The organism is Bacillus sp. RC242 (genome assembly GCF_044908245.1).
GTDB lineage: Bacteria > Bacillota > Bacilli > Bacillales > Bacillaceae_G > Bacillus_A > Bacillus_A mycoides.
Genome location: NZ_JBIYCZ010000002.1, coordinates 195,737 through 210,822, shown reverse-complemented (window position 1 = coordinate 210,822; position 15,086 = coordinate 195,737). Strand labels below are relative to the sequence as shown.

The 15,086-nt window shown below is 34.2% G+C and carries 12 protein-coding genes and 2 pseudogenes; 8 read left to right on the top strand and 6 right to left on the bottom strand.

The window, feature by feature from the left end; genetic code table 11:
• Positions 1-336: 336 nt before the first annotated feature.
• Together ABH957_RS04805 and ABH957_RS04800 are read left to right on the top strand one after the other, a co-directional pair.
• Positions 337-1,977, top strand: coding sequence for a M20/M25/M40 family metallo-hydrolase (locus ABH957_RS04805; RefSeq protein ID WP_404510693.1), 1,641 nt, complete (start codon positions 337-339; stop codon positions 1,975-1,977).
• Between the two features lie 403 nt (positions 1,978-2,380).
• Positions 2,381-3,049 carry a protein kinase family protein gene (locus ABH957_RS04800; RefSeq protein ID WP_219375737.1) on the top strand — a complete coding sequence of 223 codons (669 nt, stop codon included), beginning with the start codon at positions 2,381-2,383 and terminating at the stop codon, positions 3,047-3,049.
• A gap of 759 nt (positions 3,050-3,808) precedes the next feature.
• Here ABH957_RS04800 and ABH957_RS04795 read toward each other — a convergent pair.
• A complete protein-coding gene (locus tag ABH957_RS04795; RefSeq protein WP_404453081.1) occupies positions 3,809-4,342 on the bottom strand; it encodes a GNAT family N-acetyltransferase in 534 nt (177 codons plus the stop codon).
• Between the two features lie 396 nt (positions 4,343-4,738).
• Between ABH957_RS04795 and ABH957_RS04790 the strand changes: the two are divergent.
• Both ABH957_RS04790 and ABH957_RS04785 read left to right on the top strand, forming a co-directional pair.
• Positions 4,739-5,026, top strand: a pseudogene (locus tag ABH957_RS04790) (uridine kinase); the annotation flags it as partial.
• A gap of 249 nt (positions 5,027-5,275) precedes the next feature.
• On the top strand, positions 5,276-6,760 hold the full coding sequence (locus ABH957_RS04785; protein WP_404453083.1) for a WD40/YVTN/BNR-like repeat-containing protein: 1,485 nt from the start codon (positions 5,276-5,278) through the stop codon (positions 6,758-6,760).
• 702 nt (positions 6,761-7,462) lie between these two features.
• Here the strand turns inward: ABH957_RS04785 and plsY are convergent.
• Complete coding sequence (gene plsY, locus ABH957_RS04780) at positions 7,463-8,095, bottom strand: glycerol-3-phosphate 1-O-acyltransferase PlsY (RefSeq protein ID WP_404449694.1); 633 nt, start codon at positions 8,093-8,095, stop codon at positions 7,463-7,465.
• Between the two features lie 119 nt (positions 8,096-8,214).
• Positions 8,215-8,395, bottom strand: a pseudogene (locus tag ABH957_RS04775) (hotdog family protein); the annotation flags it as partial.
• A 146-nt stretch (positions 8,396-8,541) separates the two neighbouring features.
• Here ABH957_RS04775 and ABH957_RS04770 point away from each other — a divergent pair.
• The gene (locus ABH957_RS04770) at positions 8,542-9,531 is read left to right on the top strand and encodes a ketoacyl-ACP synthase III (RefSeq protein WP_404453085.1); all 990 of its coding nucleotides are present in this window, start codon (positions 8,542-8,544) and stop codon (positions 9,529-9,531) included.
• A gap of 302 nt (positions 9,532-9,833) precedes the next feature.
• Here the strand turns inward: ABH957_RS04770 and ABH957_RS04765 are convergent, their stop codons facing one another.
• Positions 9,834-10,079: a hypothetical protein gene (locus tag ABH957_RS04765; RefSeq protein ID WP_404453087.1), complete on the bottom strand. Its 246-nt coding sequence runs from the start codon at positions 10,077-10,079 to the stop codon at positions 9,834-9,836.
• A 493-nt stretch (positions 10,080-10,572) separates the two neighbouring features.
• Here ABH957_RS04765 and ABH957_RS04755 point away from each other — a divergent pair, with 493 nt between their 5' ends.
• The 3 genes from ABH957_RS04755 (at position 10,573) to ABH957_RS04745 (ending at position 12,687) form a co-directional block, all read left to right on the top strand.
• Positions 10,573-11,139, top strand: coding sequence for an SMI1/KNR4 family protein (locus ABH957_RS04755; RefSeq protein ID WP_404453091.1), 567 nt, complete (start codon positions 10,573-10,575; stop codon positions 11,137-11,139).
• A gap of 594 nt (positions 11,140-11,733) precedes the next feature.
• Entirely contained in the window at positions 11,734-12,264 is a 531-nt protein-coding gene (locus ABH957_RS04750) for a hypothetical protein (RefSeq protein ID WP_404453095.1), read from the top strand.
• A 147-nt stretch (positions 12,265-12,411) separates the two neighbouring features.
• Entirely contained in the window at positions 12,412-12,687 is a 276-nt protein-coding gene (locus ABH957_RS04745) for a hypothetical protein (RefSeq protein WP_002084476.1), read from the top strand.
• Between the two features lie 522 nt (positions 12,688-13,209).
• On the opposite strand, the gene ABH957_RS04740 is transcribed toward ABH957_RS04745, so the two are convergent.
• Together ABH957_RS04740 and ABH957_RS04735 are read right to left on the bottom strand one after the other, a co-directional pair.
• The gene (locus tag ABH957_RS04740) at positions 13,210-13,581 is read right to left on the bottom strand and encodes a cupredoxin domain-containing protein (RefSeq protein WP_404453097.1); all 372 of its coding nucleotides are present in this window, start codon (positions 13,579-13,581) and stop codon (positions 13,210-13,212) included.
• A 159-nt stretch (positions 13,582-13,740) separates the two neighbouring features.
• A complete protein-coding gene (locus tag ABH957_RS04735) occupies positions 13,741-15,000 on the bottom strand; it encodes a serine hydrolase domain-containing protein (RefSeq protein ID WP_242311006.1) in 1,260 nt (419 codons plus the stop codon).
• Between the last annotated feature and the right edge of the window lie 86 nt (positions 15,001-15,086).

Genomic DNA, 15,086 nt, shown 5'->3' with positions numbered 1-15,086 from the left:
GTTCCTCAACAATCTGGCCCTTTAGTGGAGTAACTTTATTGCTACTCAGCAGTTTCTTAATCCGCCTTTCAGTTCAGATCTTCTTTTCACTATAAAAACATCTCTTTAGATAAACAGATCCAAAGGGGCAAAACATCGCGCTTTTAAATAAAAACAGTGATTTTATTTAAAAGCGATATTAAAAATATTCTTCAAATCCTGGAAGCATATTTTTGCCGCAAACAAAAAGAACCATAAGCTTGCCAAACGGCAAAATTATAATTTTGATAGCTGTCGTCATTTTTTATTCATATATTGGAAATGAATTTCATAATGCGGAAAAATAGGGGGATTTATATGTCAAAGTGGCAATCTAAAGAACAATTGGTTCAATTATTAAGCAATCTTGTTGAAATTCCTAGTATTACAGGTTCAGAAGCTGAAGTTATATTGCCAGACTTTGTTGTAGAACAACTATCTGACTTACAGTATTTCAAACAAAATCCGCATCATTTGCAAAAAAATCTGACGGGGGATGGACGATATTTTGTTACAGCTCTAGTAAAGAAAAGTGATAGTACAAAAAATACTGTAATTCTTGTTAGTCACTTTGATGTTGTAGATGTACAAGATTACGGAGTGTGGAAAGAAGATGCATTTAACCCTAAAAAATTAACATCTATGTTTTATTCTCATAAAGATGAGCTACCAGATCATGTACGTGAAGATATTGAACAAGGAGATTGGCTCTTTGGTAGAGGAACGATGGACATGAAATGTGGTCTAGCCTTACAAATGGCGATGGTTGAGCAAGCTTGTGAAGGAAGATTTGATGGGAATGTTCTTTTATTGGCTGTTCCAGATGAAGAAGTGAACTCTGTAGGGATGAGAGCCGCTGTTCCAAGATTATTAGACTTAGCAAGAGAACATGACTTAGAGTATAAAACGGTCCTAAATTCAGAGTCTATGTTTTCAAGGCATCCTGGTGACCAAAATAAGTATATTTATACTGGTTCTATTGGTAAGGTGTTACCTGGTTTCCTTTGCTATGGAAAAGAGACACATGTAGGCGAACCTTTTGCAGGATTAAATGGGAGTTATATGGCTGCATTATTAACAGCTGAATTAGAGTTGAATACTGACCTTTGCGATATTGTAGATGGTGAAGCGAGTCCTCCACCAACTAACTTGCTTCAAAGAGACTTAAAGGAGGATTATTCTGTACAAATTCCTCATCGTGCAGTCACATTATTTAATTTGTTTTTACTAGAAAAAACGATGACAGATGTAGTTTCATTGTTACGCCAAAAAGTAACGAAAGTAGCAGAGAAAATTGAAGAATCGTATGAGGAGCGAGCGTATCATTTTTCTAAGCATAATCCGTTCATACCGCCTAATCTTAAAGTATATGTATTAACGTATGAAGAGCTTATTGCTTATGCAATTGAACAACATGGGCAAGGAAAAATAGATGAAATTCAATCCGATATTATAAAAAATAGAGAAGATAAAGATGATCGTGCGGTAACTATTGATTTAGTAGACAAATTAGCTATCTTATGTAAAGAAAAGGCTCCAATGATTGTACTTTTCTTTGCACCGCCATACTATCCAGCTGTGAGTTCACGCAACAATCCTTTAATTAAAGAGGTAGTTGTAGAAATGGAAAAGTATGCCCACTATAATCATAGCATTACATTTGAAAACCAAAATTATTTTGGCGGAATTTCAGATTTAAGCTATGTGGGCTTACAAAACCCATTGGATTCAATGAGTTCTCTCGTAGACAATATGCCATTATGGGATAAAGGTTATTCGATTCCACTAGAGGAATTAGAAGAGTTTGACGTTCCAGTATTAAATATGGGACCAGTAGGAAAAGATGCACATCAATGGACGGAGCGTCTGGACGTAAATTATGCATTTGAAACGTTATTAGACATGTTACCTATATGTATTGAAAAACTACTTGTTTCTAATAAAGTTACACAGTCATAGTGTTTGCATAAGAGCGAGAAAAAGACCGTAGTAATACGGTCTTTTTTTCGTAATGAATAGTTTGAAACCTTAGATTTATGAAATTGTGATGTAAGAATTCTCCTTAAAATAGATTCGCAATAAACTATTTAGAGAGAGTAGATATGGCTTGTACACTTTTTGTAACGGTATTTGCTGAGTTTTTGTATAATATAATCATGTGAAGTTAACATAACTTATTGTATCAATAATATATATTTGCGTAGAATATCCATTTTAAGGTTTTGAAGTACCCCCCTAAATGAAAATTTTATTTCGCTAAAGTTAGTTACTTAGTGAAGTCTGCTCATTTTTTTCGTATTAGGAAAGAAGGTACTTTTTAACTTGATGGGTATGGGGTAGTACCCCTTGTAGCAAAACCGGAGTGGAAATGATGAGTATAAATAGTTTTGTGAGATTGATAAAGGACGAATTATTAAAAGAGGTAAGCATAAGAAGTGAGGATGAATTCGAGCCTATAGTAGTTAAAGATATTCCTAGACTTTGGAAGTGTTTAGGGACAGGTAATTATGCCGCAGTATTTATGCACAAAGAATACAAAGATTGGGTAGTGAAAGTTTACGCGCGAGAAGGAGAAGGAATTGAAAAAGAGTCAGAAGTATACCGAAGAATCGGAAATCATCCTTCTTATTCGAAGCTTATGTATAAAGGAGAAAATTTCATAGTATTGAAACGTTTAAAAGAAATTACCTTATACGATGCTATTCATAAGGGGATTAAGATTCCTAAGCAGGTAATCCTTGATATCAATGAAGCTATAGAGTATGCAAGGGAGCAAGGATTAACTCCTTGTGATGTTCACGGAAAAAATGTGATGATGGAAAACGGAAGGGGATATGTAGTCGATGTATCTGATTTCTTAAAAACAAAAGAAGATAGTAAGTGGAGAGACTTAGAAAAGGCATATTTCACCTTTTACTTGCCTTTCATTTATAAATTGCCTTTCCCTGTTAAAGTACCGTATTTCATGTTAAACATTGTTAGACGTTCATATAGAAAATATAAGAAGCTTACAAAGAAATTCAAATTGTAAAAGGACCACATACTTATCTTTAGGTTAGATAAGTACTAGTAAACAAAAGGACCGTACATTTTAGATAGGTCTAATATGTACGGTCCCAATTTTATAACTTTATAAAGTAATTTATTTATAAAATGATTGTAACATTTGCATATAATACTGATGTTATTAATATGAGAAGTAAATCTTCTTGTTTTAATAGAATATACCAGTTCAGTACATTTCATTTTAAACATATTGATGTACTATAGTTCTAAACAAATCATAATAACGGATTAGAAGGGGAATAAACTGTGTAAACATACTCAATTGAGTATTAAACTTTTAATCTAATTTATCTTTGCATAGATGCAGGTATCAGTTAGTTTTTTACTGTCAGCTGAAAGATCTTCATTACTTTACACTCCCACCCCTAAAGGGGCCAGCTGACTAACGTCAGTGGGATTCTTGCTACCAAAGGCGAAGTCCATTTCTGGTATCGCTGACGTGCAAGATTGCGGTGTGCCATCACCACTCCCACAACAGACCATATAGGTTCGTGGGCTACGGTACTGTGACCATACCGTACAGATTGTTCGTTCTCAAATGTTTTTACGTCTTTTGCATGACGACTTAATACATTTTAAGGAGTAGAAGAATTGGCTACCCCAACCTCATATGTATTCTATTTTCAGAGAACAGTCGTTTTAGAGTCTTTTGCATGACTATGAATAAAGTATACCATGTTTTGCTATGCAAAAACGATGCTTTCATCCCACGTCTAAAGACGGACTAAAGTCCTGCGTGGGCTTTCCCGTATCGTAAATTCTGTAATATCCCTTCAAGCCCAAAACCTAATTTTTCAGGGATCATACGACTTTTAGTGTTAGTAGATTCACATCTTATTTCAATCCTTCTAAATTTGAGTAACTGAAATCCAAGGTTTGTTAACTCACTTACTACCTCTGTCATATATCCATTGCCACTAAATTGCGTGTTAATCCAGTATCCAATTTCACATTTAGAAATCTTCCAATTAATTCCGTGAAGGCTAGCAGTTCCAATAAAATCATTAGTATCCTTATGATAGATAAGATAGCGAAAGCTTTCTCTTTTTAAAAAATCTATATGGGCATTTCTCAGGATAATTTCCGTTTCTTCAACAGTAGGGATTGACTGGAATAAAAGCAACCATTGTTTTAACTCATTAATTGAATCCTTAATAGCTTGGTGTACGACATTCCCGTCACCAGCTTGAAGTGGTGCTCGAAGAATTAGTCTGTCTGTTTCTATTTGTAACGGAACATCTAATAAAATAGAATTCATATCATTTCTCCTCTCGAAAACTTTAAATTATGACAGAATGAAACTTATATAATAAAAAAACTTTCACCCAAAAGAAATAATTCTTGAGGACGAGAGTTGCAATTTCGTGGTACGTTATTATGATAAATAAATTAAAAAACACCCTATCTCACTAACAGGAGATCCCGTCACAGCATTACTATAAGTTATTACAGAACCGTGCGAAGCTCTTAGTCTTTCTTCATTAAGAACTTGATAGCAATACAGTAAAGTTTATCTCCCATAATGGGGCCTCTCAAAAATTAGTAAACAATAAATATATATTCAATTAATCACTTAGAAATCCCTTTTCACATATTGAAAACTAAACTGCCAGTTGGTACAAAAAAATGGCTACCGAAGCAGCCTTAGGTTATTCAACTAATGATTGTAGAAGGAATGAGTGTCGCATTTATTAATCCCGATTTATTTGATTTAAAAATTTACTTCTATGCAGATGGTGAAACAGAATTAATGAGAAGGTCTAGCCGCGATATTGCTGAAAGGGGAGCCGATATCAATTATTTAAGGCGGTCTCATGCAGAACGTCGGATTCAGTACGAAGTGTTTATGCATCCATACAGTCAATGTTTTGATATTATTATCAAAAATTCCGATGAAGCAATATGTCTAGAAAAAAATACATTTGAGTTTTATAGAGTTTAAATGCAAATACTCTATTTGTTATGTTTATTATGAGGGTTCATTTTCATTATTTGGCTCCCAAATGAAGCAACTTTAGTATTCACTCAAAAATCCATTGTCTATGAAACAACTAGATTTTTAAACGGCTTTAATAGACAACTGCCATTTACATAGACAGATGTCTATTGTATTTTTGGCGGCAAGATTAAATAGCTTTTTTGTTACTTTACAATAAAGTATACTTAATATCAGTAATTCATGTAATTAGGAGTGATTTCTATATTTAGGGAAAATGCAAAAAGGTTACTTCTGTCATTAGTAACAAATCCAATACTAATAATTGTATACGGCATTTTTTGTTATGAGTTAGCCTTATACTGTAAGTACGGAAGGATGAATTATAATATTTATATTTTGTTATTATGTATAGTGCTTTTTATATCCATGACTACATTTACTACAATGCAGGTGATAAAAAATAGAGAATATGAATCTAAAAAATTAACTAATTCAATAGCATGGAGATCCATTTCTATTATCATTATTGTTGCAATTACATCATTTTATGGGATGCAGATTTATAAAAGTGCAATAAATTACAATGGCAAATTGGCATGGTTTATAGAAAGGTTAAAACATGAAAGGTCAGTTAAACTTAAACATAATAATATATATGAATCTGGAGTAGAAGGTATTTTTGAAGATATAAATAAAAAACATCCTTTGCCAAAGAAATTGTATATGGCAACTGATTTTGATCTTACATTTCATTCAGATGGAACAATCACAGCGTTTGATACATTTGTTTATGGGAAAAATGTTGATGGGAAAGAAGAAACTTATTTAATCTCTTATAATAAGAAGAAATCAGAAGATATTACTATAATACGAGACGGGTATGCAAAGCCTGATTATGATGATGATAAATTAGTAGAACCTTTAATTAAAACGGTTAAGGCGATTCCAGTTAAGCAAACGGTTAGAAAGTGGAATGAAAGTAAGTATGGGTTGATTTATTATGGAAAAAGAAATTGGGGATCCAATACAGAGGGAATTATTAATATTACTGAGGATGGTAAGGGGCAGAGTCTTAAAGAAGCAGCTTCTGAAATCATTGGATATACTGTATCTATATTTGTCCCTGGAAAAGAGAAAGAGCTAGTACCTGCTAGATATAACTTAATATGTGACGCAAGTTGGAGTAAATCAAAGACGCCTCCAAATGAAGATAGGCCTAAAGAGAAGAAACAACAAGATTTAAAGAATGAAAAAGAACAGTTTTTCCTATCAAAAGAAGTTGGTTATAAACTAAATATGACAGATAAAGCATTAGGGAGCGCCTTTTATTCATTAAGCAAGACTAGTGATGAAGGGGAAACATGGGAGGTTATCAATCCAGACCCATTTAATAGGGGGATTGGTAGTGTATCAGGAATCACTTTTATAAATGATAAACTTGGGTTTTTAGGAGCAGTTAGACCTTCTGGTAATGAGGGAGAGTTATATCGCACAGATGATGGGGGGGTATCTTTCAAAAAGGTAGAATATCCGCCGCATGAAGTCAAATTAGATCATACACAGTCCACAATAAGTCCTTTTGATTCTCCTAGTATGCCATATGAGAAAGATGGGGTTTTTAATATGTTAGTGGGACAAGGGGCAGATGGAGACTACAATGGCGATAGTAGTGCACTTTATCAATCAAAAGATAACGGAGAGACATGGGAATTTGTAGAAGAAGTGAAAAAGAAATAGTCAGAATGTTTTTTTGAAAAATAAGGTAACTATTCAGCTATACATTTCATTTAGAAGTTTGGTAAGGAGTATAATTCCAGCCATGAAGATAAAAATGGACCTACACCTCGCTGCCTTTCTTTGTTTTAAAGCTTTACGCGTGGCAGGAAAAGGCCCTGACCGCTTCTATGCATGGCCAGTCCCTCTCGCCCATTTAAAAAGATGCTTTTCTGGCTTTTTTTCATAGAGGGGCTGAGTAGTTACTAAAAGTAAATAATTTAAATCGAACCATAAGCTTGCCGGCAAATTTATGGTTCGATTTTTTTTAGGGCAAAGATATCGTTCTAAACGGGTATTACCACATCGCTATCAAGTTTAAATTTTATAATGCCCCCAAAATGAAAAATTTGTGTCATTTATAGAAAGAAGTTTATTTTTATCATTTTGGGGATACTTCAAAATATTAAGTTGATGGTGGTGGGGTAGCACCACATCGCTATCAAGCTAAGATTTTAAAGTACCCCCTAAACGAAAATTTTGTGTTGTTTTAGCACCGAAGTTCATTTTTATCGTTTTTGGGGCAACCTGTTCTGTTAGGTTGATAGGCATGTGGCGGTACGCCATAAAGTACATTTTTCCTGAGTGGCTCCAAAAGTAAAGAATCGTTGCCGTACCCCTTAAACGGTTAACTAACCCCAATTTTTTTCTATTTTGACGACATGCTCAACGCCGCAGAAAAATAAGTTTATTTTCTGTTCCTGAAAGCAGCCTTTTTATATTTTCCATATGCCTGAAAATAACCATAAACGCCATTAGGAATGCAAATATATAAAAATATACGGTATTCCCAAAAACAGGAATAAATGAAATAACCGCAATAAGCAATGTAGCACATATTGTACCTAAAGAGACATAACGGGTTAAAGCTACTATTATCACAAAAAAGCCAAGGCATAAAAGGGCCATAACCCAGTCAACCATAAACAGCACAGCCACTGCTGTAAGTGCTCCCTTGCCCCCTTTAAACCCAAAATATACCGGCCAGTTATGCCCTATAACCGCCCCTGCGCCTGCCGCTAAAAGGCTTACGCAATCTTTAGCCTCTCCCGAATAAAAGTAAACGCTAAGGAACAAGCCTATATAACAGGCAATTATCCCTTTTAATATATCTCCCGCAAGAACAAACACCGCAGCAGATTTCCCAAGTACTCTCAGAGTATTGGTAAGCCCGGCGCTTTTGCTTCCATGGCTTCTTATGTCCTTTCCGTATATTCTCCCTACAATCACCGCTGTATTAAGGCTGCCTAAAAGGTAGCCCAAAACTAAGGCCGCAAAAATCTTTAAAATATCAATCATCACTCTTCTCCCTTTAAATTATTCTAAATTTCTTTTATTTCTCCATTAATACAGGGTTTTAGCATTGTTCTTCTCCAAAAAATTTTTTAATAAACTTCTACTTTTTTTATTCATGTTAAAAGGGCATCTACAATAAGGATGTTGGTAATAACTGAATAGCCAGAAAAACAACCGGTAAAAAACCCTTGATTAGTCACAACATTTTTGAGCCAAACTGCACGCTTTCCTTCTTCTAATTCAATGATCCGATAGGGGGTAACGATGGGGAATAATTTCTTTAATTTGTTGAATATTGAACATGAATTTCTCTCCTTTATACCATAGCTAGATATTTTAGTTAGTTTAATTCCCTAAAATAGCATGTTCGAATATTCACAATAATTAGCACCTGGTACTATTATTTGATTATATAATTAAGTGTAAAAATAGTAAAGGAGGATAAATGTATGCAATCAAAAGCAAGAATTACAGCTATTGGTACCTATGTACCTGAAAAAAAGCTGACCAATGATGATTTAGAAAAACTAGTAGATACAAATGATGCATGGATTGTACAAAGAACTGGGATGAAGGAAAGAAGAATTGCTGGTGATAACGAATATGCCTCTACATTAGCTTTTAAAGCTATTGAAAACTTAGTGGAACGTTATCATAAAAGTCTTGTCGACGTGGATTGTATTCTCGTTTCAACAACTACGCCTGACTACACTTTTCCAAGTGTAGCCTGCCAAATACAAGAGCATTTTAATATTCAGCATACAGGCGCTGTTGATTTCAATGCTACTTGTGCTGGTTTTACATATGGATTACATCTGGCGAATGGTTTAATTACATCTGGTCTTCATCGCAAGATTTTAATTGTAACGACAGAAACCTTATCTAAGATTACAGACTATACAGATCGAACTACATGTATCTTATTTGGAGATGGAGCCGCAGCTGTTTTAGTAGAGAAAGATGAAGAAGTGTCTAGCTTTATAGCTACCCATATTGGGACAAATGGGGAAGGGGGTATGCATGTATATCGTAAAAATTTATCTACTACCATGTTTGGAAATCCTTTAAAAACACATGGGAAGATAGTTCAAAATGGAAGAGAAGTATATAAGTGGGCAGCACGGACACTACCAATTGGTATTAAAGAATTGTTATGTCAAGCAGAGTTACAACTGGATGAGGTGAACTGGTTTGTTCCACATAGTGCTAATTTGCGAATGATTGAATCTATATGTGAAAAATCAGGTGTCCCACTGGATAAAACATTAACGAGTGTAACATACATGGGGAATACTTCTTCCGTCTCCATTCCATTGGCATTAGACATAGGTATGAACGAAGGAAAGGTGAAAAACGGGGACACTCTCTTACTCTATGGGTTTGGAGGAGGTCTTACACACGCTGGACATATCATTAAATGGCATTTAGCAAAGGAATAGGAGATGAAATATTCAATAGTAACATAAACGTATTTTATTACATTAAAAATCTTTATAGGGATTCCGTCCCATCGCTATAAAGCTAAGTTTTTGCACTACCCATAAAGCAAAAAACGCCATCCTTTCCTATGATTCTACAGAAAGAATAACGTATTTTTTTCACTTTGAGGGGATTTCTTTTTGTTAGCTTGCTAGCAATGTGGCGAGACCCCAGGACTAACTTAAAAAGCAGTAGCCTGAAATTAATTTCGGGTTACTGCTTTTTAACTATATTCAAAAAAAATTAACTCAACCTTTTATCTTCATGGCTTTAATATTTTTTCCAATCTTACTCGTTTAATAAAATCATCTAATGCCTCTTCTTCATTACCATAATGAGCAATTGAGGTTTCTACAATACTCGCTCTCTCATCAGTTGCACAAATAACCCACTTATTATCCTCTTTATAAATTAGAACCTCATCCGGATCCACATCTTTTTCATGAAACCAGTTATAATATTTTAATCCTTCTTCTGATAGGATTCGTTTTGCCTCATCTCTTGTCATATTAAAATTATCCTCCTTATTTTATTTGTTTCAATCCTTCTAATTGTTCGACTGTTAAAGGAAGTTGTATTTGTGTTCCCCCTTTTATTGTCCCAAAACCTGGAGCTATCTCTCCAATTTGTGCTTTTAATTTGCTATAATCACCACAATAGTACTAGCATTTACCTGTGCTTTTAGTGTAGGGTCACTACAATTATCAATATAGGTTTTTATATTCGAGAAATCAGCTACAACCTCATATTGATGGTATTTACTCACATCTTCCAAATACTACTCAAATATAAATATAGGATGTTAGGTAAGAATCCTCCATTCTTCTCTATTTACCTATGCGTATACTTTAAATCAAAGAATCAAGGAAAGACCTGGTTAAAAGAAAAAAGGTTAACACCTCACCATAAAAGTTCTACTGAAATTGAGTTAATTCCAACAGATTTACATGCTAATATACCACATATAGGTTCAGCATCAGATTTAAGAGGAGGAAAATAAAATGAAAAAAATAATAAAGCAAGTATTAAATGAAATAATTGATTCGGAAATGGTAGTATCAAAAAAAGAAGATGCATATAAGTCAATCGAAACAATTAAACGAATATATGGTGTAGATTTACCATTAGACTACAAAGAGTTTTTGCTTGAATATGGAGGGTGTTTTATTAAGGATAATAGAATGTACCAGCCAATTGAAGTTACCCCTGTAACTCCCAAGGATGGTTTTGACTCGATAGGTGGCTTTTATGGTATTACTAGTGATGCCTATGAAATTGAATCAATCATTCAAACTTATAAGGATATTTTAGGAAGTAGTGTAATGCCTATTGCAGATGCAGACGGGGGAGATTTAATATGTATAGGCTTAAAAAATAAATACAGGGGTAAAATTTATTATTGGTATCATGAAGGTGAAACAATAAACGAAGATGGAAAAGAATATTATTATCTTATAGCAAACTCATTTGAAGAATTTATTTTAAAATTTTCAATTCATGAAAGAAAAGAAAGTGTAAATTTAGATGACATCGAACTCTTTTTAGACGAAGATTTATTAAAAGATTAAATAGCATCCCATAGATAAACGATAGCGACAAACCTTATTCAAAGTTCTTTAGGGATGTAACGCTAAAAGAATTAAAAAAGTAAAAGTGTATAAGAAAAAGCCCCCACCACCGCCAAGTAGAGAAGAGCTTTTCCAGGTAAACTACGATAAAAGAAGTCGCGAAGTATTATATTAACGCATAGTGTCCTTACATAACCCTCTGTAAACCTATTAGATAAAATCAGATATTGATTATTTGGGAAACTAACAGTTATTTTAAGTTGAATGATCTGAATTCCCGTAAATAACTGTAAAATAATAAAATTTTCGTTTTGGGGGTATTTGCATTTCTTAGCTTGATGGTGATGGGGTGGTACTCCAACTAGAAAAATTGTCTCTGCGTGAACGTGAAGAACTTGAAAAATTTAAAAAAGAAGCAATGGAAGAACCACCGGATTTCTTTGAATATATTCAGTCTACCGAAAAAGATAATAAATGATACATAATGCCTCCAACAGAATATTTATCAAATTGATAACATATGTATCCCTTTCGATTTTTACAGAAATTGTAATGATATAAGTATATGCATATAGAAGGGGAGGCATAGGTTCTATGAAAAATGTTAAGTTTTATGGGTTAATTCTAGCATTCATCTTGCTACTGGCAGCTTGTAGTAGTAATTCCTTTGAAGATTATACATCAAAAGCTGATAAGAACATTAAGGATAAAAAATATAGCGAAGCTATAAAGAATTGTCAAGAGGCTTTGAAGTTGAAGGATGATAAGAAGATTAAAAGTAAGTTAGAACAAACCAAAAATTTAAAGAAAGCGCAAGATGCTTTTGATAAACATGAAATCGGGAAAGCTATGAATAATGTTCAAAAGGAAAAAAGTGATGAAAATAAAGAATTAACAAAGCAAGCCAATGCATTGCAAGGTGAGATTCAACAAGAAATTTTAGTTAAATTTAATAAGTTGAACATGAATCGTATTACTGGCGATGTAAAAGAAGCCCGTAAATCTTTAGATGATCTTATGGCTTGGATACAACAATCTGACTTATTAAAATCTCAAAAGGATTTTGTTGATACGTTACCTGAAAAAGAAGCAAGTATCTCTAAACTACAGGAAAGTAAAAAATAAAGAAAAGAGGTTACCTAAAAGTAACTATTCAGCGACTTTTGGGACAACCTCTTCTTTTCGTTGTGGATTTTTAAGAAAATTTAGAATAGAATAAAAATATAGCCATCTACCTATTATTCACTAATGAAAAGAAAAGGGGGTAGCGAAATGCAACTGAAGTATGGGAAGCACATTAATATATTATCTATTGTTCTAACTTTGTTCTCTTTTTCCGTAATTGTAAGTTTCTCTACCTGGTTGAGTGGATATTCAATTCCCAACCTTTCTACAATGCTTAAGGTAACAATGTGGAGTGCATTTATTCTTGGAATTATAGGGTTTAGACAAGAGAAAAGCGCACTGGCGATTATAATTATGGGAATATGTGCCTTTGCTCTAGTCGTTCTATATACTTATGCGGTTATAAGTTTTCTTGAGCATTAAACACAAAAAAAAGAAACGAACATTTTTGTTCGTTTCTTTTTTTTGGGGATGATTATTATAAAATAGCCTCTTCTAATGATTGAGTGCTGAATCCAAGAATTGATTTTTGAGTGCTATTCTCATGATCTTTTACACGGGAGAAAATCTCACCGGTACAAGAAGAAAACAGTCTTTGATATCTTAGGCGTCGTATATGACTTTACTATGTCTCACAATCATGTAGCATAATCAAAAAAATTGAAACCCAATAGGGTTTATTTAGTATGCAAATCTTTAAAGAACTTACACTGGACCTTTAGAAAAAAGAAAAAATTCTACGTAAAGTTAAACTTATATAAGCTTAACTTGATGGCGATGGGATAGCACCATCAAAACACAAATTTCATACGCTATGAAAATGTAACGATTTTATGCTACCAGTAAAAAACTGATTAGTGAGAGCTCATAATCTGTGGGGGATGGATACCCCCACGAATTTAAGTTTCACTTTATCAAAAAGTAAGGATCGACCGGTACCGCTCGTTATTGGACTATTACTTTTCCATCCATTCCTTTCAAGTAGTGGAACCGACATATTAGTTCATATGTACCGGGAGTTTCAGGTTTTACGGTAATTGTTATTTCTTTTCCTGACGGGACTTCGGCGTCAATTCCGAGTTTTTTCACCGTAAAGGTATGTTCTCTATTTCCTTTGTTTTTCAATAGCAACGTCGTCGTTTTCCCAACCGGAACAGTGATGATACTCGGATTAAAGTAATCATCATTCAATTCAACCTCAATAGGCTGTCTCACAACGTCGGATTCGGCCAATACGCGGAGTGATCCTAAAGTAGTAATAACTACAATCATCGCAAGTGAAATGATTAATCCAGTTAATAGCTTTTTCACAGACATTCGTAATCCCTCCTTTCCTAAGCACTAGTGTTTTCAAATTACTAAAATATTATCAATATAAATGGGGTTTACGCGTGGCTTAAATAGTAATTCTTTCGGCAACTCCTACTAACCAAGTACTAACTGGAATAGGATTTGGGTAAATAAAAAAAGCCTCCACTACTGTGGAAGCTTCTCCAAATGATGTGCAATATCAATATACATATCGGAATAAACCGAATGGATTTCATTACTAGGCGCAGCGTTAGAAGAGAAGTGGACGATTACCATACTTGCTTTCGGATCGATGTAAAGAGTTTGTCCGTAACTGCCTAACACTTCGAAAGCACCTTGTTCATTGTGCGGAATCCACCATTGATTATGATAAGAAATGGAAGCACCACGACCAATTGCGAGCTCACCTTCTTGTACATTTTTCACACTTTCTGTAATAGAAGAAGGGACGATTTGTTTTCCATTATATTGACCATTATTTAAAAGTAATTGCCCGAACCTCGCCATATCTCTAGCAGTTGCATTTAAACCAGCGCTTGCTTGTTCTACTTTTGTTTCATCTGTAACGTAATAAGCGTCTTCTTCCATACCAATTTGAGACCAAATTCGCTCGCTTACATTTTCAGCTAATGATTTTCCTGTGATTGTTCGGATAATCCAAGCGAGTGTTTCTGTTGATCCGTTATTGTAAGAAAAAGAGGAACCGGGTGGTGCAGTTTCTTCTGCTTCTAGTAACATATCATAAATTTTCATAGGCCCCTCGTAATTTTTACCTCGGGGTAAAATATTACTAGCTAAATATAGTTGTGCATCTTGATTTTCTAGTCCTAGCTGCATATATCCGTGAGTAGGGTATTCAGCGGAAACTTGCATGTCCATTAATTGTTGAAGTGTTGCTTTACCAAACGGTGTATTTTTTAATTCTTTTATGTAAGTGTCAGCTGTTTTTTCTACATCAATTCGATTTTCTTCAGCGAGAGATTGTATAATTGCACCAGTAAATACCTTTGCTAACGATGCCATTCCATGAGGTTCACTCTCGTTATATCCATTGAAATATCGTTCATAAACAAGTTGACCATTCTGTACAACGACAAAAGCATCTGTTTTGTTTTCGTCTAAAAGTTTTTTTAGAGGAGTCGTATTTCCAAATCTACGCTCCACAGCAAAATCGTCTAAGTTTTGTAACGCGGTAGGGAAGGGAGCAACTTGGTCAGGGATGTTTTTTACTTCATTTATTAAAGTGAATTCTTTCATATGTGTATACGACCAGCGTAAGTAAGGATCGTCTAACCAGTTTTCTTTTGTGACATTTGCTTTAGTGGGGGTCGTTTTATTATTTTTAAAAAAAGTAAACCCAAGCCCTGTAACTACGAATAGTAATACTAGTAACAGTAATAGCAGGGGAGATTTCTTTACATTCATGCATGTACCTCCTTTAGTTTCTATTATAAGTATACGCTCGTCTTAAAATAAATACAAAATAAGGAAAGTAAACGGGTAAGTTTACT

Bases quoted from the DNA above. Each gene is read 5' to 3' on its own strand.
- ABH957_RS04805 (WP_404510693.1), top strand. From the start codon at position 337: ATGTCAAAGTGGCAATCTAAAGAACAATTGGTTCAATTATTAAGCAAT.
- ABH957_RS04795 (WP_404453081.1), bottom strand. From the start codon at position 4,342: ATGAATTCTATTTTATTAGATGTTCCGTTACAAATAGAAACAGACAGA.
- plsY (WP_404449694.1), bottom strand. From the start codon at position 8,095: ATGATTGATATTTTAAAGATTTTTGCGGCCTTAGTTTTGGGCTACCTT.
- ABH957_RS04770 (WP_404453085.1), top strand. From the start codon at position 8,542: ATGCAATCAAAAGCAAGAATTACAGCTATTGGTACCTATGTACCTGAA.
- ABH957_RS04765 (WP_404453087.1), bottom strand. From the start codon at position 10,079: ATGACAAGAGATGAGGCAAAACGAATCCTATCAGAAGAAGGATTAAAA.
- ABH957_RS04755 (WP_404453091.1), top strand. From the start codon at position 10,573: ATGAAAAAAATAATAAAGCAAGTATTAAATGAAATAATTGATTCGGAA.
- ABH957_RS04750 (WP_404453095.1), top strand. From the start codon at position 11,734: ATGAAAAATGTTAAGTTTTATGGGTTAATTCTAGCATTCATCTTGCTA.
- ABH957_RS04745 (WP_002084476.1), top strand. From the start codon at position 12,412: ATGCAACTGAAGTATGGGAAGCACATTAATATATTATCTATTGTTCTA.
- ABH957_RS04740 (WP_404453097.1), bottom strand. From the start codon at position 13,581: ATGTCTGTGAAAAAGCTATTAACTGGATTAATCATTTCACTTGCGATG.
- ABH957_RS04735 (WP_242311006.1), bottom strand. From the start codon at position 15,000: ATGAATGTAAAGAAATCTCCCCTGCTATTACTGTTACTAGTATTACTA.